At 54.8% G+C, this 19,642-nt stretch carries 15 protein-coding genes; 8 read left to right on the top strand and 7 right to left on the bottom strand.

Annotation, left to right across the window (positions count from 1 at the left end; all coding sequences use genetic code 11):
• Positions 1-18: 18 nt before the first annotated feature.
• A complete protein-coding gene (locus AC5DDB_RS00540) occupies positions 19-573 on the top strand; it encodes a hypothetical protein (RefSeq protein WP_491737710.1) in 555 nt (184 codons plus the stop codon).
• On the opposite strand, the gene AC5DDB_RS00535 is transcribed toward AC5DDB_RS00540, so the two are convergent.
• Positions 574-3,021 (bottom strand): fused MFS/spermidine synthase, encoded by a 2,448-nt coding sequence (locus AC5DDB_RS00535; protein ID WP_491737709.1) that lies wholly within the window; start codon positions 3,019-3,021, stop codon positions 574-576. It lies immediately after the preceding gene.
• Between the two features lie 278 nt (positions 3,022-3,299).
• Between AC5DDB_RS00535 and AC5DDB_RS00530 the strand changes: the two genes are divergently transcribed.
• From AC5DDB_RS00530 to AC5DDB_RS00505, 6 genes are all read left to right on the top strand, one after another.
• Entirely contained in the window at positions 3,300-3,998 is a 699-nt protein-coding gene (locus AC5DDB_RS00530) for a metallophosphoesterase family protein (protein ID WP_491737708.1), read from the top strand.
• Positions 3,999-4,010: 12 nt separating this feature from the next.
• Positions 4,011-7,238, top strand: a complete 3,228-nt coding sequence (locus tag AC5DDB_RS00525) for a cation-translocating P-type ATPase family protein (RefSeq protein ID WP_491737707.1) — start codon at positions 4,011-4,013, stop codon at positions 7,236-7,238.
• Between the two features lie 19 nt (positions 7,239-7,257).
• Positions 7,258-7,821: a sugar O-acetyltransferase gene (locus AC5DDB_RS00520; RefSeq protein WP_491737706.1), complete on the top strand. Its 564-nt coding sequence runs from the start codon at positions 7,258-7,260 to the stop codon at positions 7,819-7,821.
• A gap of 121 nt (positions 7,822-7,942) precedes the next feature.
• Complete coding sequence (locus AC5DDB_RS00515) at positions 7,943-8,389, top strand: hypothetical protein (protein WP_491737705.1); 447 nt, start codon at positions 7,943-7,945, stop codon at positions 8,387-8,389.
• Positions 8,390-8,392: 3 nt separating this feature from the next.
• The gene (locus AC5DDB_RS00510; protein ID WP_491737704.1) at positions 8,393-8,821 is read left to right on the top strand and encodes an ASCH domain-containing protein; all 429 of its coding nucleotides are present in this window, start codon (positions 8,393-8,395) and stop codon (positions 8,819-8,821) included.
• Between the two features lie 157 nt (positions 8,822-8,978).
• Entirely contained in the window at positions 8,979-10,748 is a 1,770-nt protein-coding gene (locus AC5DDB_RS00505; protein ID WP_491737703.1) for a vWA domain-containing protein, read from the top strand.
• Between the two features lie 75 nt (positions 10,749-10,823).
• On the opposite strand, the gene AC5DDB_RS00500 is transcribed toward AC5DDB_RS00505, so the two are convergent.
• The 4 genes from AC5DDB_RS00500 to AC5DDB_RS00485 all read right to left on the bottom strand — a co-directional run bounded on the left by AC5DDB_RS00500 (position 10,824) and on the right by AC5DDB_RS00485 (position 15,187).
• On the bottom strand, positions 10,824-12,230 hold the full coding sequence (locus AC5DDB_RS00500) for an MATE family efflux transporter (protein WP_491737702.1): 1,407 nt from the start codon (positions 12,228-12,230) through the stop codon (positions 10,824-10,826).
• A complete protein-coding gene (locus tag AC5DDB_RS00495; protein ID WP_491737701.1) occupies positions 12,227-13,597 on the bottom strand; it encodes an aspartate aminotransferase family protein in 1,371 nt (456 codons plus the stop codon). Before AC5DDB_RS00495 ends, AC5DDB_RS00500 begins: the two co-directional genes overlap by 4 nt.
• A 51-nt stretch (positions 13,598-13,648) precedes the next feature.
• On the bottom strand, positions 13,649-14,677 hold the full coding sequence (locus tag AC5DDB_RS00490; protein ID WP_491737700.1) for a DUF3500 domain-containing protein: 1,029 nt from the start codon (positions 14,675-14,677) through the stop codon (positions 13,649-13,651).
• 141 nt (positions 14,678-14,818) lie between these two features.
• The gene (locus tag AC5DDB_RS00485) at positions 14,819-15,187 is read right to left on the bottom strand and encodes a histidine triad nucleotide-binding protein (protein WP_491737699.1); all 369 of its coding nucleotides are present in this window, start codon (positions 15,185-15,187) and stop codon (positions 14,819-14,821) included.
• A gap of 185 nt (positions 15,188-15,372) precedes the next feature.
• Here AC5DDB_RS00485 and AC5DDB_RS00480 point away from each other — a divergent pair, with 185 nt between their 5' ends.
• A complete protein-coding gene (locus AC5DDB_RS00480) occupies positions 15,373-17,061 on the top strand; it encodes a glutamine--tRNA ligase/YqeY domain fusion protein (protein ID WP_491737698.1) in 1,689 nt (562 codons plus the stop codon).
• A gap of 147 nt (positions 17,062-17,208) precedes the next feature.
• Here the strand turns inward: AC5DDB_RS00480 and AC5DDB_RS00475 are convergent, their stop codons facing one another.
• Positions 17,209-18,336 carry a HEAT repeat domain-containing protein gene (locus AC5DDB_RS00475; protein ID WP_491737697.1) on the bottom strand — a complete coding sequence of 376 codons (1,128 nt, stop codon included), beginning with the start codon at positions 18,334-18,336 and terminating at the stop codon, positions 17,209-17,211.
• 55 nt (positions 18,337-18,391) lie between these two features.
• Positions 18,392-19,606 carry an argininosuccinate synthase gene (locus tag AC5DDB_RS00470; protein WP_491737696.1) on the bottom strand — a complete coding sequence of 405 codons (1,215 nt, stop codon included), beginning with the start codon at positions 19,604-19,606 and terminating at the stop codon, positions 18,392-18,394.
• Positions 19,607-19,642 lie beyond the last annotated feature (36 nt).

Below are 19,642 nucleotides of genomic sequence, written 5' to 3'. Positions count from 1 at the left end.
ATTTGGCAAGGCATCCCTATGAAAGTCTGGTTCTCTGCTATCGCTCTCGGGTTGTTCTTAAACTGTGGTTGTGCCGACGTCGACGAACCGGCACCGGTCCCGCAACAACAAAACGTTCAGTCGCATACGTCGGCGCCGTCGTCACATAGTTCGCATACGGAAACTCCGGCTGCTCCCGTTGCACCACCGCGTCCTACGGTTCCCCAAGAAGACGGGCGACTCGTTGACATGCAAACTGAGATGGCGAAGAACCCGAACATCGTTGTGATCGACAACAAGATTCAGGGCAGCGATCCGATATCCGCGTTAGGGTCGGCATACGTGACGCAAACCTCGCGGGTGCAAGCGTTGAACATGCAACAGAACTTGCGGATCATGCAAGCCGAGAAAGGGCGGCCCCTCAACTTCACTGAATTTGAAGGGCTCGTGAAACAGTTGAATATTCAATTCAACAAACTGCCGCCGTATCGCATGTTCGGTTACGACTCCAAGACCGGTGAAATCTCGATTCTCGAAGATAAAGCTATGAAGAAAACGATCTACGAAGAAAAAGGGATCCCTTGGGACGAGTGATCAATTCGTTTTCGAACTGGCGATTCGTTTTGCTCTTGGCTCTTTCCGAAGTCCCGCAATTTGCTGCCGCAGAACGTCACCGGTGAAAATATTCGGTTCCTTGACCCGCATCGATCGGAACAAGGGGAATTCGGTGACTGGTGTATCGTCGGTCATGATCGGAACATCCGCGAGCAGCTGACGAACTTCGTCGCCTTCGCCCAAGTACAATGCCTGCAACTCAGAGGCGGAGTCGACAATTCGATCCCATTCTTGCAGGTCGTTCACAACTTGCGAATTACGATACATTTCGTCGATTCGCTGATCGATATCTTGGAACGGCGTGCGTCGGCCCAGCATATAGAATCCGCGGGGAAAGCCATCGGAACCTGGGCCGGACCAAATTCGAGTGTGTTCGAAGACATTGAGGTATGTTTTCATCACATAGCGGATTTCGTGTTCTTCCCACGGCGGAATCCATAAGCAGAATACTCCGCCGTCGGTAATGCGGCTTTTCGCTAGCTCGAAGAATTCCTGTGTGTAGAGATTCACGGTGCCTGCACTATAGAACGGTGGAGCCGGATCGACGGTGATGACGTCGTAACGACGTTCATTCATCTGCAAGTAATTACGGCCATCGTCCGCGATCGCATGCACATCGGGACGGTCGAGAAGATCTTTCTGATCAGGATGGAAGTAACCAAAGCAATCAAAAACGTCCGGCAGTAACTCCACAACCCACGATTCGACATCGTCGTAGACCATGGCGGATTTCAACGATGTGCCCATACCGCAACAAATCACACAGACACGCCGATCGCGAACGGTTTTGTCTTGCTCCGGTGTTGGGGTATCCGACAACGCAAGCGGCAAATGAGCCATGAGTTTCGTTTCGACGCACAAGTGCGTCATGCCTTCACCGTTGACCCAAAGTTGCTTATAGGGACCGAAAGCTGTCGTGGTTCCGGTTGCCGATTCTGTATGTCGAAATACCTGCAATGGCTCGGAACTCTTCAACGCCATCCGGGCTTGCATCCGTTGTTCGATGACTCGCAAGTACGGATCACCCACCGTCACCGCCAGCACACAACATGTGACAAGTAGCCCCCAAGACACATGCTTACTTTTCGACGGGGTGGATTCGCCACGAACCTGTCGCCGGGCATCGAGTTTCAACAGCCAACCGCCGATCAGTGCGCTAGCAATCGCTAACACGACACCAGACCGACTCACACCGAATGTCGAGATAAACAGGAAACCACCAGCGAGGGCCCCTAAGATGCTTCCAAATGTATTCCAGGCATAAAGATCGGAGATGTCCCGGCCTGCTCGTCCCGCGACTCGTGTGTAACAGTGAGCCGCAAGAGGGAAACCGACACCCCACAAGAACGACAACGGTCCCAATAGTAAGACCGGTGCCGAGATCAAAACACGCAGGTTGGTCCCTGTCAGGAACGACGGCCTAGCCATTCCGCCCATCCAGCCGAACAAGTGCAACGCGAACAGTGCAGCCACTGCAGAGAGAATTTGCACGCGGGCGTAAGTTCGCAAAGGATTCGTCAGATTGCCGAGCGATCGACCCATCCAGAAACTGCCGAGTCCGATCCCTGCTAACACGACACCCAACATGGAACTAAAGGCGTAGATACTCGTGCCTTGATAAAGCACCAGCATCCGTCCCCAGATGACTTCCGTTGCCAAGGCGATGAAACCGTTGACTGCAAACGCGAATAAAATTGCCCATCGCAACTTGCGATCGGTTTCGTGGACAACGGTTGATTCTTCAGCCACGGTCAGAGTTTGCTCGACCGCCCCAGACTCACATTTTCGAGACATGAACACGGCGGCCACCGCAACGGCTGTATTCAGAACAGCGCCGCACACGATGGTGGTTGTTTCGCCGACCGTTCCTAGTAAGACAAAACCAGCAGTCAGACATCCAACAAGGGCCCCAAGCGTATTCACTGCATAAAGCGTGGCGACTCCGCGACGAAAGTCGTCGAACCATCGACCGCCGAAGCTACACAATGTTGGCAGCGTCGCGCCCATCAGGAGTGTCGGCAGTAGCAGGACCAAGGTCGAAATGCAGACTTGCCAAGTGGTGAGGATTGTGCGGGAACCGTCGGCAGCGTGATAAAGCGTGCGGTACAACGGCAGTAGTTGTTCCGGCAAAATTAGCGTCATCAAGGCGGCGACGGCAACGGCGATTTCCAAACCGGCGTACCATAGAAGGGGACGACGCACGCGATCAATAAACCGCCCCGCGAGAAAACTTCCCAACGCCAAGCCACCCATGAACACCGCCAAAACGGTCGAGGTCGCGTAGGACGTGCTACCGAGAATCCGTGTGAGCATTCGCACCCACACAACTTCGTACATTAACCCGCAAACGCCGGAGACGAAAAACAGTCCGAACAGAAGTCGGGAGGCAGACGCCTTCCAGGCGGCTTGGGGCATGTCCGCACGCATGGTTCATTCCAGATCAGAAAGCCGAGGGATTTGAAAGTCCATTCGGGCGGGTATCCAAGAAATGCATCCCGCCGCAATCATTGGTGGGATAGAAAACGCGACTCGTCAAACTCGAGTTTCCGATTCGCCAAGCGGCTTGCGATTTGTCACGGGGCGACGGCGTGATTCAGCGATAATACCGATTTTAACACGTCGGTTTCCCTTGCTTCGGCAGTGGGAATACGTCAACCTCCAAATTGGCGAAACGCCGTTGAATCAACTGACGAGGAGCATTTTTCATGTCCGACCGCGTGTTCGCCGTTGGCGATATTCACGGCTGCGACACTGCCTTGAAAACATTGTTAGACCACCTTGAACTGACATCGCAAGACACTGTGGTGATTCTGGGGGATGTGGTTGATCGCGGGCCGGGAAGTCGGCAAGTGATCGAGCAACTACTGGCCTTACGGGAGAAGTGCCAAGTCGTGCTCATCACGGGAAACCATGATGAGATGATGATCAAAGCGTACGAAGGCGAAGACTCCGACATGGCTCGCATGTGGCTACAAGTTGGTGGTCTCGAGGCATTGGAATCGTATGGCGGTCAGACGCTCGGCTTGATTCCCAAGGACCACATCGAATTCCTGAAGAGCGGCATCGATTATTGGGAGACCGATCGCGACGTATTCATTCACGGCAACTTGCGTCCGGAAATCGATCTCGAAGATCAGTACTGGGAAGCGATGAGGTGGGAACATCTGAGCGGTTGGGAGGCTGCGTTATCGGACGGCAGACGAATCGTGTGTGGACATACCAGCCAAAAAGATGGTCGACCTCTGTTGATGGACGGCTGGGTCTGCATCGACACCTTCGCTTCTGGCGGCGGTTGGCTGACGGCATTGGACACGAAGACGAACCGCATCTACCGCACGAACCAAGATGGGGAAACTCAGGGACCGCTGTGGCTCGATGAAATCGCGAAAGAGTTTCCTCGCTGAGATATTGAATCTATGCATTATGTGCCAGACTCGTTCCGCGAGTTTCTTCCGACCGAATCGAGATCACAGCGGGAACGCAGCATTCATTACCGCTCTGCCCCGTTATACCTGCTGGCAGCAATTGTCGTCGGTTTGATCGGCATTGATCTGCTGCTCGGGATCGCACCGCAAACGGGATGGGAGTCCCGTTCCATTGGCGGGTATCGTTTCGCGATGTGGGCCGCGCTCATTGGTGGAAGTCGACTCCTCTATCACACCCTCGACGACCTTTGGGAAGGCAAAGTGGGTGTGGGATTGGCCCTCGTCATTGCGCTCGCAGCAGCGATTCTGCTTGGGGAATATCTGACCGCAGCGTTAGTTGTCGCGATCACATTACTCGGCGAATGTCTAGAGGGCTACACGATCGATCGGGCACAAGCCGCAATCCGTGATCGCCTCATGACGCGACCAACTTCGGCTCTCGTCATTCGCGGCGAAACAGAAATCGAGATTTCGGCAGCCGAGGTGGAAGTTGGCGAAACTGTGGTCGTTCGACCGGGGGCGATGATCCCGGTCGATGGGACCGTCGTCGAAGGAAATTCGAGCGTCGATGAGAGTTCTTTCAGTGGGGAATCCTTACCGATTGCGAAGTCAGTGGGTTCATCCGTTTTTGCGGGCACGATCAATCAATTGGGATTGCTGAAGGTTTCGGCTCAGCGAACCGGCGACGCTACAAATTCCGCGCGGATTGCGGAACTCACTCGGCAAGCGGTCGCCGAACGCACGCCGACCATGCGAGCAGCTGATCGTTGGGCTCAATTGTTCCTACCGATTCTGTTATCGGCAGCCGGATTGACTCTCATCGGGTGGCGAATCGCAACGGGCGAATGGCAGCCAGGCTTTGAACCCGCATTGGCGGTCTTGGTCGTTTCCTGCCCCTGTGCATTGGTCTTGGCGACTCCAACGGCAGCAATGGCGGCATTAGCCTGGACCAACAAGCATGGCATCATTCCGCGGGGCACTTCCGTACTAGAGCAGTTGGCGAAGGTGAGTACGTTCGTCTTTGACAAAACCGGTACACTGACCGAACCGCAGTTCGTCATCGAGCAGCTTCACCCGATAGATTCGCAAAAGACGTCCGAGTTACTATCGTTCGCCGCCGCTTTGGAGCAGCATTCCGAACACCCTCTTGCTCGTGCCATTTGTGACCACGCACGCGAACACGGGTTGACGATTCCCGAAACGAAAGACATCCAGATTCATCCTGGTTTCGGGATGACTGGCGAGACGCGGACCGATGGTCGTCAGATTATCATCGGTAGTGCAGACTTCCTTCGCACGAAAGACGTGCGGCTTGTCGGCGATACGGAAATCGACACGACGGCATTTGGAGTGGCTGTCGATGGGGAGTTTCTCGGCTGGATTACGCTGTCGAGTCAAGAGCGGGCTTCGGCACGTGAGTCGTTGGCGGAGCTACGTGGGATTGGGGTCTCGAAGCTGGTCTTACTGACCGGAGATCATCCACGGGCTGCCGATGCATTGGCAAGCCGGATTGGTCCGTTCGCCGAAGTCCGTTCCGGTTTGAAACCGCAAGACAAGGCCCAATGGATTGCCGATCATCAAACGTCCGATCATCCGGTTGCCATGGTCGGGGACGGAATGAACGATGCCCCGGCCCTGGCGATGGCATCGGTCGGAATTGCTGTCGAAAACCCACGGAGCGAATTGGTTGGGCAAGCTGGCGATCTACTTTTGTTCGGCGATCCGCTTCGTCCGCTACCGGGATTAGTCCGTTTGTCGCGAGCCATGGTCGCGAATATTCGCCAGAACATTTTGGTGTTCGCATTTGGCTTGAACCTCCTTGGTGTGTTGCTCAGTGCGTTTGGCTGGTTGAGTCCCGTGTCGGCGGCAGTGCTGCACGAAATCGGTTCGTTGGCCGTCATGCTCAACGCGATGAGATTGCTCTGGTTCGAACCTGCGCCGACAAGCCGCCTAGCCCGCTGGACTGAACAATTCGGACGCACAGCCGACGACATCGCCAAGTATCTTTCGCCGACACGCATCACGTTTTGGCTGTTGGATCGCGTGGAAATGCTTGTCCGCTTAGGGATGGCAGGTGTTGCGGTGGTTTGGCTGTGCTGGAACATCGTGCGAATCGACAGCGACGAATCTGCATTCGTGACGCGTTTCGGGAGGATCGAACAGGAACTTCCGTCCGGCTTGCACTGGCGTTGGCCGCCGCCGCTTGAGAATGTCCATCGGGCTCGAGTGGATGAAGTGCATCAACTGCCGATTGGGTTTCGTCCACCACAAGATGCGGAGGATGGGTCCTCCACCGCCGATACTGAGACGGACGGAACAATCGAGTGGGTTAGCGAACATCACAATGATCGAGGTCGCGGCGATGGTGAAGAATCACTTGTTCTTACGGGTGATGAAGTTCCCATCGAACTCACCGCCGAGGTTCAGTTTCAAATTCATGACCTTCACAAATTCAAGTTGGGAATGTCGGACCCAGAGCGAATGCTGCGATCGCTGGCGGAAACCGAAATTCGACATTTAGCCGCAGGGTTATCTTTGGACGCGATCCTCACCACGGATCGTCGTGAACTTGAAGAGCATTGTCGTGAAAGGATTGAACAGCGAATTCAGCGGACGAATATGGGAGTCACGATTGTCGCGGTGCGGCTGTTGGATGTGCATCCGCCGACATCGGTTGTGGACGCTTACCGTGACGTTGCCGATGCGATGGAACATCGAGAACAACTCATCAATCTCGCGTTGGAGTATGAGTCGCAAACTCTGTTAAACGTCGCCGGAGAGTCGGCATTGAATCGCTTGCAGGAGGGGACGGCGAATGGGTCACGCACTATCGATCCGGCTGCTTGGACAGCGGTCACGCAGTCATTGACTGCCGACGCGACGGAGACGGCAGACGAACAAGAATTCGAATTGGCCGGTCAGGCCGCGACCCGAATTTTGGAGGCACATGCTGCGGCGATTCGTTCACGCACTCAAGCTGCCGGCGACGCCGATCGGTTTCAGAGTCTCCTGCAAACCTATCGCCAACACCCCGCCGAGACCGCATTCGAAATTTATTGGCAGACCATCGTCGAGAACCTGACAGGTCGGGAAATGACGATTCTCGATCCGGCCGTGCAGGGACGACGTCGCATGTGGATCGGTGCGGGCGGTCCGATCACGTTGCCGGAATTCACACCGCAAACCGACAGCCTGGAATCCGTCGATCCGGTCGAGTAATCAGCGAAGCGAGACGATCATGCGAACTGAAAAAGAGAAAATGGTCTCAGGCGAATTCTACGATCCGTCCGATGCCGAGTTGATGCAAGAACGCATCCGAGCGCGGGAACTCTGTCTACGGTTGAATCACGCACCGCCCGGCAATGCCGAATTGTGTCGGGAGATCGTCGCAGAGTTGTTTGGCAGCGGTGGCGACAGTGTCTCACTCCAACCACCGTTCTTCTGCGATTACGGTCAAAATATTCATCTCGGGCAACGTGTGTTTTTCAATTTCAATTGCGTTGTGCTCGATGTCTGTCCGGTCGTCATCGGAGACTACACGCAGTTCGGGCCTGCGGTCCAAATCTACACAGCGAGTCATCCAATGAACGCCATGAAACGTCGTGGGAACGAGTTCGGCAAACCGATCGAAATCGGGGCGGATGTTTGGGTCGGCGGCGGTGCGATTCTATGTCCCGGTGTGAAGATCGGGGCGAAGACCGTGATCGGTGCCGGGAGTGTGGTTACAAAGGAAATCCCGGCCAGCGTGTTCGCGGCGGGGAATCCATGTCGGGTGATTCGCGATATTACGGAAGGTGATTGACCGATTCGACAGCCGCAACAATTTGCATTCGCCAAAAGACGACGGACTTCAATCGCCGATGGTCGCAGACTATGATTCGGCAACTCCCGGATCAACACCAATCTTGAATAAGGAACATCCCGTGGATCGAATTGTCGTCGATATTCTCTCGCGGTGGTTACATGTGATTTTTGCCATCGTTTTGCTTGGGGGCGGTATCTTTATTCGCTTCGTGTTGCAACCGGCTGCAGCAGAATTGCCCGAAGATCAGCACGCCGCACTGCACGGACGTGTGATCGCTCGTTGGAAACGTTTGGTGATGATCACAATTGGTTTGCTGCTGCTTAGCGGACTCTATAACTACATTTTCGTGATGATTCCAAAGCACAAGGGCGACGGTTTGTATCACGGGCTGATGGGCGGGAAGATGATTCTCGCATTTGTCGTATTTTTCCTGGTTTCCGCTCTGACCGGGAAATCGGCGGGCCTGCAAAAGATTCGCGATAACGCTCGATTGTGGACTTCCATCACAGTCGTCTTAGGACTTGTGATTGTGATGATCGCTGGATTCCTGAAAATTCGAGGGTAATCGGTGGAGCCTGACATCGAACGGCCCGCATTGGGAATTCGCCAACCCTGGGCCGAACTCATTCTACGCGGAATTAAAACCATCGAGGTCCGTTCGAGCCATACGAAACAACGTGGCACGATCTACGTCTACGCATCGAAAAAAGTCGCGAATACATCCGCAGCGAAGTTAGCGGCTGACGAGCACGAAATTGATCTCGATGCGTTGCCTCGGGGAGTGATCGTCGGGACCGTTCAAATCGCAGGTTCCAAGGCAACAACGCCGGAAGACGAAAAACAATCGTGTTTGCCACCGTCGCTGTTGGAAGGCAAGTTCGGTTGGCATCTCGAGGACGCGCGTCGGTTGGATGAACCACTTACTCCACGCTTTCTTCCCTACGGAGTCTGGTTTTATCCATTTCGACGGAAGTCGACCGCTGTGAACGGCGAATAGCGAGAAATCGGAATTGCTCGAAAAATCGTTTGGCACTCCGAGTTTTGTGACCTACGGTTGGGATGAGATATCCCACCACAACGAAACTTGGACGGTCCCTAGGTATTCCCGAACGGAATGCGGACCGCTGTACTCACGTTTTTCGGAGCAACCATTGATGAAGCCACACAGATTCCGAAACCTGTCTGACGAAAAGCCACTCCTCCGAGACCGGGAGAAGCGGCGTGGTGGTGCCATTGTGGTCATGTCGGCTGCAATGATGGTGATGATTTTGGCGATGGCGGCGTTTTCGCTCGATGTGGGCTGGATTTCGCTGACCAAGGCTCAGATGCAAAACGCCGTCGATGCCGGCGCCTTGGCTGCAGCGATGGAGTTGAACCCATACGCAGATCAAGATGATGTCGAAGAAGCAGCTCGACAAGCGGCCGGTCAAGTTGCCGCCTTGCATCGCGCGGGGGATAAGCCAGGCGTGAGTCTTGCGACCGGGAACGGCAGCGTCGAGTTTGGTCGACAGTCCTACGACCCCGATACGGGACAAACCATCTACACGTGGGGCAAGAGCGCCCGACCATACAACATGGTTAAAGTCACGGCCGAAAAACAAAAAATCGAAACGGGTGTGTCGACCGACGATCGTCGACTGCCACTTTTCTTTGGGCCGGTAATCGGGCACCCGAAAGCTCCACTGGAAACCCACGCGATCGCCACTTTCCAACCACGCGACATTGTGCTCGTGTTGGACTACTCCGCATCGATGAACGACGATAGCGAACTCCGCTCGATTGGTGCACTTGGCCAATCTGCCGTCGAAGACAACATCTATCAGATGTGGCAAGATCTCGGCTCACCAACCTACGGCAATATGGGTTTCTGGCCGGATTGGGTGACTGTTCCTGGTGAGGATGTCGATTTCGACGTGACCTGGAAGACAGACGAGGTTTACGTCAAAAAGACCGGGTCGAAGAAAATCCGAGCTATCTATCTCGAGTTTGCAAATGGCAGCTACGGGTACTGGACGACCAACACGAATAGCGGGACATGGAAAGGAACCGGGGGCAACAACGGGCAACGGATCACTTCTGCATGGGTCAACGACGGTGATGACTGGGAGGAGTTTGACTTCTATCGAAATAGCACGATCCGACGTGGCCTAGGCTTGGACGGGGTTTCGTATCCTTCAAGCGGCGACTGGGACGACTATATTGAGTACGCAAGATCGCATAGCAATAACATGCCCTGGTACGACGGTGATGTATACTCTGCGGGCTACCGACGGAAGTTTGGCGTGCTCACTCTGATTAACTTCTGGAACAAGAACAAACCGAAGCACAATCAAACGCCCGATCTTTGGAAAGCCAGCCAACAACCGATTACAGCGTTGAAAGACGCGTGCGATATCCTCTTGGATTATCTGGTTGCGGTTGCGGCGGAAGATCAGGTGGGGTTGTCGATCTACACGGCTGCTGATTCACACGGGTTACTGGAATCCGGATTAACCCACGACTACGGTTTGCTGAAGACGATTTCACGTCAACGACAAGCCGGTCACTATCACACGAATACCAACATCGGTGCCGGGATGAACAAAGGCCGGATCGAGTTGGAAAACAATGCCCGACCAAAAGCCTATCGAATGATGGTATTGATGACCGACGGTCTGGCGAACATGACTTCCACTGGAGCAAGTCCTGCAGACTACGCGATCGACGAAGCCCAATATGCGGCCGCTTCGGGAATCAAGATCATGACGATCAGTCTTGGGACCGGAGCCGACACCACATTAATGCAGCAAATTGCCGACATTACCGGGGGCAAGCACTTCAATGTTCCGGGTGGGCACGGCGTCGCCCAGTATACTGCCCAGCTGAAACAAACCTTCGGCGAAATTGCGGCTAGTCGTCCGTTGAAGCTGATTGAAGTTCCGTAAACGCAAAATGATTCCGATCAACGCCTCGGTTAGTTTCAGAACTGGCCGAGGCGTTTTTGTTGCGCAACGACGTCGTCAAACCTCAGTGCGAACCCAGCGGCCCATCGAGAACCAAGTGGCGGCCAGGACAGCCCGCAAGGCCATATCCCCACACATCCCAATCCATGCTCCCCATAATCCGCCGCCCAGTAAAACGCCACATACGTAAGCCAACGGCACACGGACCACGAACACGCAAATCAACGTGAAAAGGAGTGGAGAGAACGTGTCTCCGGCTCCGCGTAAGGCCGACCCATAGACGATCGAAATGATTAGCGGTATTTGGAACAACGCGACCATCCGAAAAGGATCAGCTCCGACTGCTCGGACTGCAGGGTCGTCGTGCATGATGTGGTAGATTTCGTCAGCTCCAAAATAGAAACTCGCGGTGACGAACACGCCGAGTAAAACGCATTGACGAGTCGCTTCGTGTCCCGAATGGATTGCCCGTTCGGGTCGCCTGGCTCCCAAGGATTGACCCACAAGGGTTGCAGCGGCGGCTCCCCATGCGACGGCAGGAAGATAAGTCATTGCTTCCACGCGAACACAAATGATGTGGGCAGCGAACGCGGCTTTGTCCATCGCGTCATCACCGAGATTTGCGACCACCATCAAGAACAAAAATTGTCCGCCCCACATAATGACGCCATCACCCGCCGCCGGTCCGCCAATACGAAGAATTCGTCGTGAGGTTTCTCCCCGCAGTTTCCATTCTCGCCAGCTCAGTCGAAAATCCCCTCTCCCCCGTGCGAGAACCGCGAGTATCAAAACGCAGCCGCAGATCCGCGCTACGACCGTGCCGAAGACGATTCCATCGATCCCGATGCCACCATCATCAGGCCAGGAAAGGGAACCGCCATCGAAGATCGGCCAGCCAAAGACGAGACACGTTGACACCAGCATATTGAGCACGTTGACCAGTCCGAGGATCGCCATCGGCGTTCGCATGTCACCTGATCCACGAAGTGCGGCCGAACCGGCTAACGTTAAGCTCGTGAATGCGAACGCAACGGCATCGATCCGCAGATATCGGACGGCATAGCGAAGAGTTTCGCCCTGCATTTGGAGTAGCGACGCCGCGACGGGGGCCAGCAACCATATGACGACGGAGAAAATGGCCCCTAAGACAACCGCCAATGCGAGCGAACGATTTAGCACGCGATTCGCGGTGGCGAAGTCCCCTGCTCCCCAACTGCGAGAGACTAAAGCCGTGGTGCCGACGGCTACCAAACTGAAAATCAATGACGCGAGCCAACCGACGTATGCCCCCAAACCGACAGCAGCAGTCGCTTCCTGACTGAGTCGGCCAGAGAGGTAGGTGTCGGTCAAACTGACACCAAAGCTCAAAGCTTGTTCGCAAAGCACTGGAAGTGCCAGCATGAAAACGGTCGAGCGGATCGATCCCGTCATCAAGGACGATTCCGCTGGCTGTTCGTCGCTCATTTGAGCAAGCCGTTAGCTCGCAATCGGTCAATGGCTTGCCCAAACGCGTCCACCGTTCGCTCGAGATGACTTGGCTCGTGAGTCGCACTCGACATTCCGCCCCAACCCATCCAATCAACGCCTCCGAGCAACAAGGCAGCCCGAAACGCATGCGTGAGCTGACGATCCACCGTGGAATCTAACCGACGAAAGTCGTTGTTGTAGGGGCGGAAATCATCGGTTTCGTCCCAGGACGGACCGTCGTAGTTCGGACAGATTCGTGTCAGCGAGTGCACACCGTAGGCAACCCAATCTGCCCCCTTCTGGATGAATAACTGGTTCAGGGCCCGCCGAAGATCGACTGCGTAACGAGTGGCTTTCTGGCAGGCCCCGCCATCCGCCAATTGCTCCAAAGCGGCGATTCCCGCGGCTGCCGACAAGGGATTCCCATTGTATGTGCCGGGGTGTTTCATCTTTTGTCCGAACGGGTTGTCGAACGCGATCGCCTCCATCAAATCGGCTCGACCTGCCAAACATCCGCCGGGAAGACCGCCTGCGAGAATTTTCGCAAGCGTTGTGAGATCGGGAGTCACGCCGGTTTCCGCCTGCATGCCGCCTGGATGGACGCGAAAGCCACTGATGACTTCGTCCATAATCATGTACACATCGTTTTGTTTCGTGACTTCACGAAGTTGCTGCAAGAATGGCACGTCGATCGGAACTTGCCCCCAGTGACCGCCGGTTGCTTCAACGATGACTGCCGCTGGTTGATGAGTTGCAATCGCTTGTCGTACGGCATCGATATCGTTCGGCGGGACGATGACGATATCCGTCGCCATGCCATCCGGGATTCCGGGAGTCGTATACTCTAGCTCGGCGGAATGCGGACCGTCACTGGCGATGATGAGTTGATCGTGCCAGCCGTGAAAGTGGCCGGCGAATTTGATGACCTTCGTCCGACCCGTCACGATACGAGCCACACGCAGGGCCATCAGTGTTGCTTCGGTGCCGCTACTGGTGAAACGGACCTTCTCGGCGGATGGCACCAACTGCTGCACCAATTCCGCCCATTGAATTTCCAATTCGTGACACGCCCCCCAGTGCGTGCCCTTCGCGACTTGATCCTGCACCGCCGCCACAACCGCCGGGTTGCCATGTCCGAGCAGCAACGACCCGTGCCCCATCCAATAGTCGACTAGCTCATGACCTTCCGGCGTCCACTTCAACGGCCCTTCAGATCGCTCGACATACACCGGAAAAGGCGTGAGATAACGCCCATCGTGCGTCACCCCACTCGGGAAACACGCCGATCCGCGTTCATACAACTTCGCGGAATCTGCGAATCGCTGTTGATATTCTGTGACCAAGCTTGTCGTGACGGTCGACATTCCTGAAACCTTATTTCAGACCAGACAACATTGAGGGGCACGCCTCTCTACTTACTTCCGCGGCACGTTGAAGTCACCGTCCACGTTTCGCCAGACCGTGTGTAGGTGGTTGGCGTCGTTTTGGGTGTTGTTGTACTCGATGATGAAGGTATCACCTTGCACGACATAGTGATGCCGTTCGTTGACTTTGTCGCTGCCCCACCAGGCGAAGCGAATGCCTTCCCAACCGGCTTTGTTGATCCGCTCGCGACGGTCAGCTTCCACGTCGGCGGGCATGTTCTTGAGATATTCAGACAACAACTCCCGCAGGAGTTTCTTCTGTTGTTCGTTCATGTCACCCGCTGCCAAACCGACAGCTTCCGTGACAACTGGTTGTGCTTCCCCGCCGCCACGGATGTCGTCCGGAGCATCTTTGCTGATCCAAATCGTTTCGATTTGCTCGGGATCAGTGACGGCCAGGATCTGACGAGCCAAGTCCTCTTCCGGACCAAGCACCCGGATTTTTCGTTTCGGACCGGCATCGACCAACGCGGGATTGGCTCCGAAGAATTCCGGTGTCGAGCTAACCACGCGACCGTCTTCGATCGTGTAGTTGAGCGACAGGTGATGACCTTCCACCCGCCAACCCCATGAACCGCGTGGGCTCGGTTTTCCGAAAACGCTGAAATAGTATTTTTGTGGATCACGGCGGTCCCGGCGATATTCCCGTTCGCCGCCTTCGAGTAGGAACAGGATTTCTTCGAGGCTCATGACATTGACGGCTTGATCGTAACCGGCTTCCGACAAACCCGCTTGCAGCAGTTCCTCAGCGGATTTTCGGGCGGCACCTTCAAGATCCTTCAATGGCAACCCCTTGCGTTCCCGCGGAATGAAATGCCAGTTCAAACGCTCGTCGCTTTTGAACGCGAAGGTCGCTTGTTCTTTTTGCTCTTCGTTCAACGTATCCAAGAACCGCTCGGCGGCCACGATCATTTTTTGACCCGCTGGGTCGGCTTTCTTCTGGTTCTGAGCCGTGACTGTCAGCAACACTCCGAAACAGCCCAAAACCAACACAGAGAGCAGCAGTTTCTTACGAGCCATGGGAATCCTTTGTCCGAATCAAGCAAAAATTGGAAAATGAACGTCTTAAGTTTCTCGTTGCAAGTCGAATGACGAACCGTCGGGCTAAGAGGGGCGAGCCGAAGAATTTTTAGGTCTTTCGACAATCGGCTCTTCGCAAACTCATCCCGGTGGCCAAGTCAGCTTACGACCGCCAAGCACATGCAAGTGCAGATGATCGACCGATTGGCCGCCATCCGGCCCGGAGTTGGCGACGACGCGGAAGCCATTTACGAGTCCTTCCTGTTCAGCCACCTTGCGGGCGACCGTCAGTAAGTGACCCATCACGGCGGAATCGTCATCGCACGATTCCTTCACCGAAACAATGACCTTCTTCGGCACGACAAGAAAGTGTGTCGGAGCCTGCGGACTGACATCTTTGAAAGCAATGCAGTCTTCGTCTTCAAAGAGAATCTCTGCCGGGATCTCACGCGCGATGATCTTTTCGAAAATCGTACGGTCCGAACCAGTGGCATCCGAGCTTGTCGACATTGATGACTCCTCGCAATCGTGCGGAAGATCGGCGTTTGTTTGTGTGTCTGAGCATAACGAGTCAAACTCCGTTTCCCAACCCAACGCCCTTGCCGCATCGGGAGCGAATTGCCACAATTCCCGGATGCCTGGTCCCAGATCGACCGCCTCATTTGAATGACACTTACGCGAATGGAACCGCGACCATGTCCGAAACTCCGACGCCCGAAAAAACACCGACCCACTTCATCCACAAAATCATCGAGCAAGATCAGGCCGCCGGCAAAAATGATGGTCGCGTTCACACTCGCTTTCCGCCCGAACCGAACGGATATCTGCACATCGGGCACGCAAAAAGCATTTGTTTGAACTTCGGGACGGCCAAAAAATACGGTGGCAAATGTAATCTGCGGTTCGACGACACGAATCCGGAAGCCGAGGATGTGGAGTACGTCGATTCGATCCGCGACGATGTGCGCTGGTTGGGTTTCGATTGGGACGATCGCGAGTTTTTCGCCAGCGATTATTTCGATCAGCTTTACGAATGGGCGGAGAAACTCATTCAAGACGGGAAAGCGTATGTCGATAGTTCGTCGCTCGAAGATATTCGGGCCGGTCGCGCGGGGTGGGACAAAGCCGGTCAAGAAAGCCCGTACCGCAACCGTACGCCGGAGGAGAATCTCGACTTGTTTCGCCGGATGAAGGCGGGCGAGTTCAAGGACGGCGAACATGTGTTGCGGGCGAAGATCGACATGAATTCGCCAAACATGAATCTGCGTGATCCGATCATGTACCGCATTCGTCACGTCCCCCATCACCGCACCGGTGACACGTGGTGCATCTATCCCATGTACGACTGGACGCACGGCCAAAGCGATTCCATCGAAGGCATAACCCACTCGATTTGCACGTTGGAATTCGAGAACCATCGTCCGTTGTACAACTGGTACATCGAGCAACTGGGAATTCATCATCCGCAGCAAATCGAGTTTGCGCGGCTAAATCTCACCTATACGGTGATGAGCAAGCGGAAGCTCTTGGAACTCGTTAAAAACGGATTGGTCAACGGATGGGATGATCCAAGGATGCCGACGATTTGCGGAATTCGCCGACGCGGCTACACGCCGGAAGCCATGCGGGCGTTCTGTGATGAAATCGGCGTGACGAAATACAACAGCCTGACGGATCTCGCTGTGCTAGAGAACGCCGTTCGGGCCGATCTCAACAAACGCTGTGAACGCCGAATGGCCGTGCTGAATCCGCTCAAGGTTGTCATCACGAACTACCCGGAAGACCAAACAGAGATGTTGGAAGCCGTCAACAATCCTGAGGACGAGTCCGCAGGTTCGAGAGAGATACCGTTCTCGCGGGAACTCTACATCGAACAAGACGACTTCATGGAAAATCCACCGAAGAAGTTTTTCCGGCTTGGTCCTGGGCGGGAAGTTCGGTTGCGATATGCGTTCTTCATCAAGTGCGATGAAGTCGTCAAGAACGACGCTGGTGAGATCGTCGAAATCCGCTGCACCTACGACCCGGAAACTCGTGGCGGCAACGCACCAGACGGTCGGAAAGTCAAGGCGACACTCCACTGGGTTTCGGCGGAGCACGCCGTCGATGCGGAGGTGCGGTTGTACGATCATCTTTTCGAGGTCGAAAACCCGGCGGACGTGCCCGAGGGCAAGGATTGGAAAGAGTTCTTGAACCCGAACAGTTTAGTCACTGTCACAGAGGCGAAACTCGAACCCAGTCTGAAAGACTTGGAAGTCGGCGAACGTGTGCAGTTCGAACGACTCGGTTACTTCTGCGTCGACAAAGACACTACGCCAGACAACCTTGTTTACAACCGCACCGTGACCCTCAAAGATTCTTGGGCAAAGGCCAAGAAGAAGTGATCCTCTGCTTGGAATACGATCTAGCTCGCGAATAGTAAGGTGGACTGGAAGCGGTATTACCGATCCAGTCCGCTTCTCACATGCTGACGACCTGAGACAAGACGTTGTCAACCGAATTGGTATTTGTGGCTAAACGTCTTCGACCATTTATAGTGTTGTCCTACTTTCGTCACCGCATTTTGTAGCATCACATTCATGATCGTCTGGAACGTGTTGCTTAGGCTCATCGGTATCGATGTCTCGCGGCTTCGGTTCTCGGATCAGAGCTTGGCCATAGGCCGCGTTTTGCCGGACGCTTTCGTCGGGGTCAGAAAGCAGCGGTTCGAGGAACTTGTCCGCCTTCATTTCCTGTAAAGCTTTTTTGGTTTTCCGGGACGCGGTGCTGATTGCCCCTAAATTACGGGCTGCGGATCGTCGCACGATGGGCGATGGATCTTTGAGCATTGAGATCACAATCTTCGCGACCGCTTTGGGGCGTTTCTTTCCCTCCCGCCGAACAATCGAGGCACAGGTGAAGGCTAAAAGTTCTCGATAAGCCGAATCAAGACTCTCCTCGTCGGTCAACTCACCCGCATCTTCTTTTTGAATGTAAGACGCATGCTCTTCAATGCCCGCGACCGCATAACGAATCAATGGTTCGAGTTCTCCAGTCGTCTCATACAGACCGATGTGCGCATTGTGAACGACGCCAAAATACGCATCATCAGTCGCCTTTTGTAAGAGTTCGACGACACGCGGTTTGTCTGACTTCAGCGTGATGAGCGTCGATACGACTGCGCTCCGCACCCGACGATCGGAACTCTCAAACCATGGAAGTAAACGCATGGCGGAGGCTTCCGTATGCTTGAGGATCGGAACGTATGTGGAAGCCGCGTTTCGCACGGTTTGATCGTCATCGCCAAGCCGATCCATCAAGACCTGCGGACAAATCATCTCGCGGTGCAGACAAATGACGGCATAGGCATGTACCGCGGCCTCGCGAACTTTGGCGTTCTCGTCCGCGCATGCAGCTTCAATCGGGATTAACAGCGACCGAGTGAACCGAACCGCGTCTTCTTTCCGAGTGCCTTGAATCCGTTGAAGAGCTTTGATTCGGACTTCACTCGGTTGGGACGAGTTCAATTTCTCTAGCGTACTCGCCGAATTAATTGCGTCTTCGCTTGCCACGATTGAGACGTGACAAGCGAACGCAATAGAAATCGTGAACATAATGTGCCAACGCGTCTTGAGAAAAGCGCGTCTCACAAGTTTCAGCCTGTCGAGATGCAACGACATACGTTCGCCTCAGAATGCAGTCCACGTTTTTGCATGACGACTGGCTTCTGTGGACCTAGTACTCGCGAGGTCGCACTCGGCCTTGCACACGGTAGGGTAAACCCATGATGCGAAGAAAGCCCTCGGCATCGTTCTGGTTGTAGCTGCCGCCAGCTTCCATGCTGGCAATTTCGTCGTCGTACAGACTATTCGGGCTGGTCCGGCTCGCGACGAGGATATTGCCCTTGTACAAGTTCAAGGTCACTTCACCAGTGACGGGCTTCTGTGTTTCCTTGATGAAGGCCATTAGAGCGTCCATCTTGGGCACGTACCAGAACCCGTAATATACCATCTCGGCGACTTCCGGACTGAGACGATCACGGAAGTGGGTCAGGTCGCGATCGAGCGTCATTTGTTCAATTTGCTGATGGGCGGCGTAGAGCACCGTCATGCCGGGGGCTTCGTACACGCCTCGACTCTTCATGCCAACGAAGCGGTTCTCGACGATATCAATCCGCCCCACTCCGTTGCGACCACCGATCGTGTTGAGTTCTTCGACCATCTCCAGAGCATTTTTGGGTTGGCCATTGATCGAAACGGGCACGCCGGACTCGAAACCAATCGTAACTTGTTCCGCTTGATCCGGCGCATCTTGCGGTGAGACACCCATGCCGAAATCGACCGTCGCGAATCCGTCGGTCGTCAACTCTTCAAGCTTCCCGGCTTCGTAAGAGATGTGCAAGACGTTTTCATCCGAACTGTACGGCTTCGCCACCGATGCTTTGACCGGAATGCCTTTTTCCTCGCAGTATGCGATCATTTCGGTCCGACCAGGGAATTTGTTGCGGAAGGCATCGATTCGCCATGGGGCGATGATCTTCACGCCCGGGTCGAGCGCTTCGGCGGCGAGTTGGAATCGACACTGGTCATTCCCTTTACCGGTCGCACCGTGTGCGTAGGCGTCGGCTCCCACTTCCCGAGCCACTTGCAAGCAAATCTTCGAGATCAGCGGGCGGGCGATCGATGTGCCGAGGAGATAAATATTCTCGTACTTCGCCTGCCATTGGAGGACAGGAAACGCGAAATCCCGGCAAAGTTCCTCGCGGACGTCCTCGATGCGTGCTGACTTCGCCCCGTTGTCGTGAGCCTTCTTTAAAATGGCTTCGCGGTCTTCACAGGGTTGGCCAAGATCGACATACACACAGTGCACATCGTAGCCTTCATCTTGCAGCCATCCCAAAATGACCGAAGTGTCCAATCCGCCTGAATAGGCAAGCACGCAGCTAGGCATCGAAAGTTGTCCGTGGTTGGTTGTCAGTAGATAGTC

The organism is Thalassoroseus sp., assembly GCF_984380535.1.
Note: the sequence above shows the minus strand (reverse complement) of the source record. Positions and strands in the feature narration are given on the sequence as shown.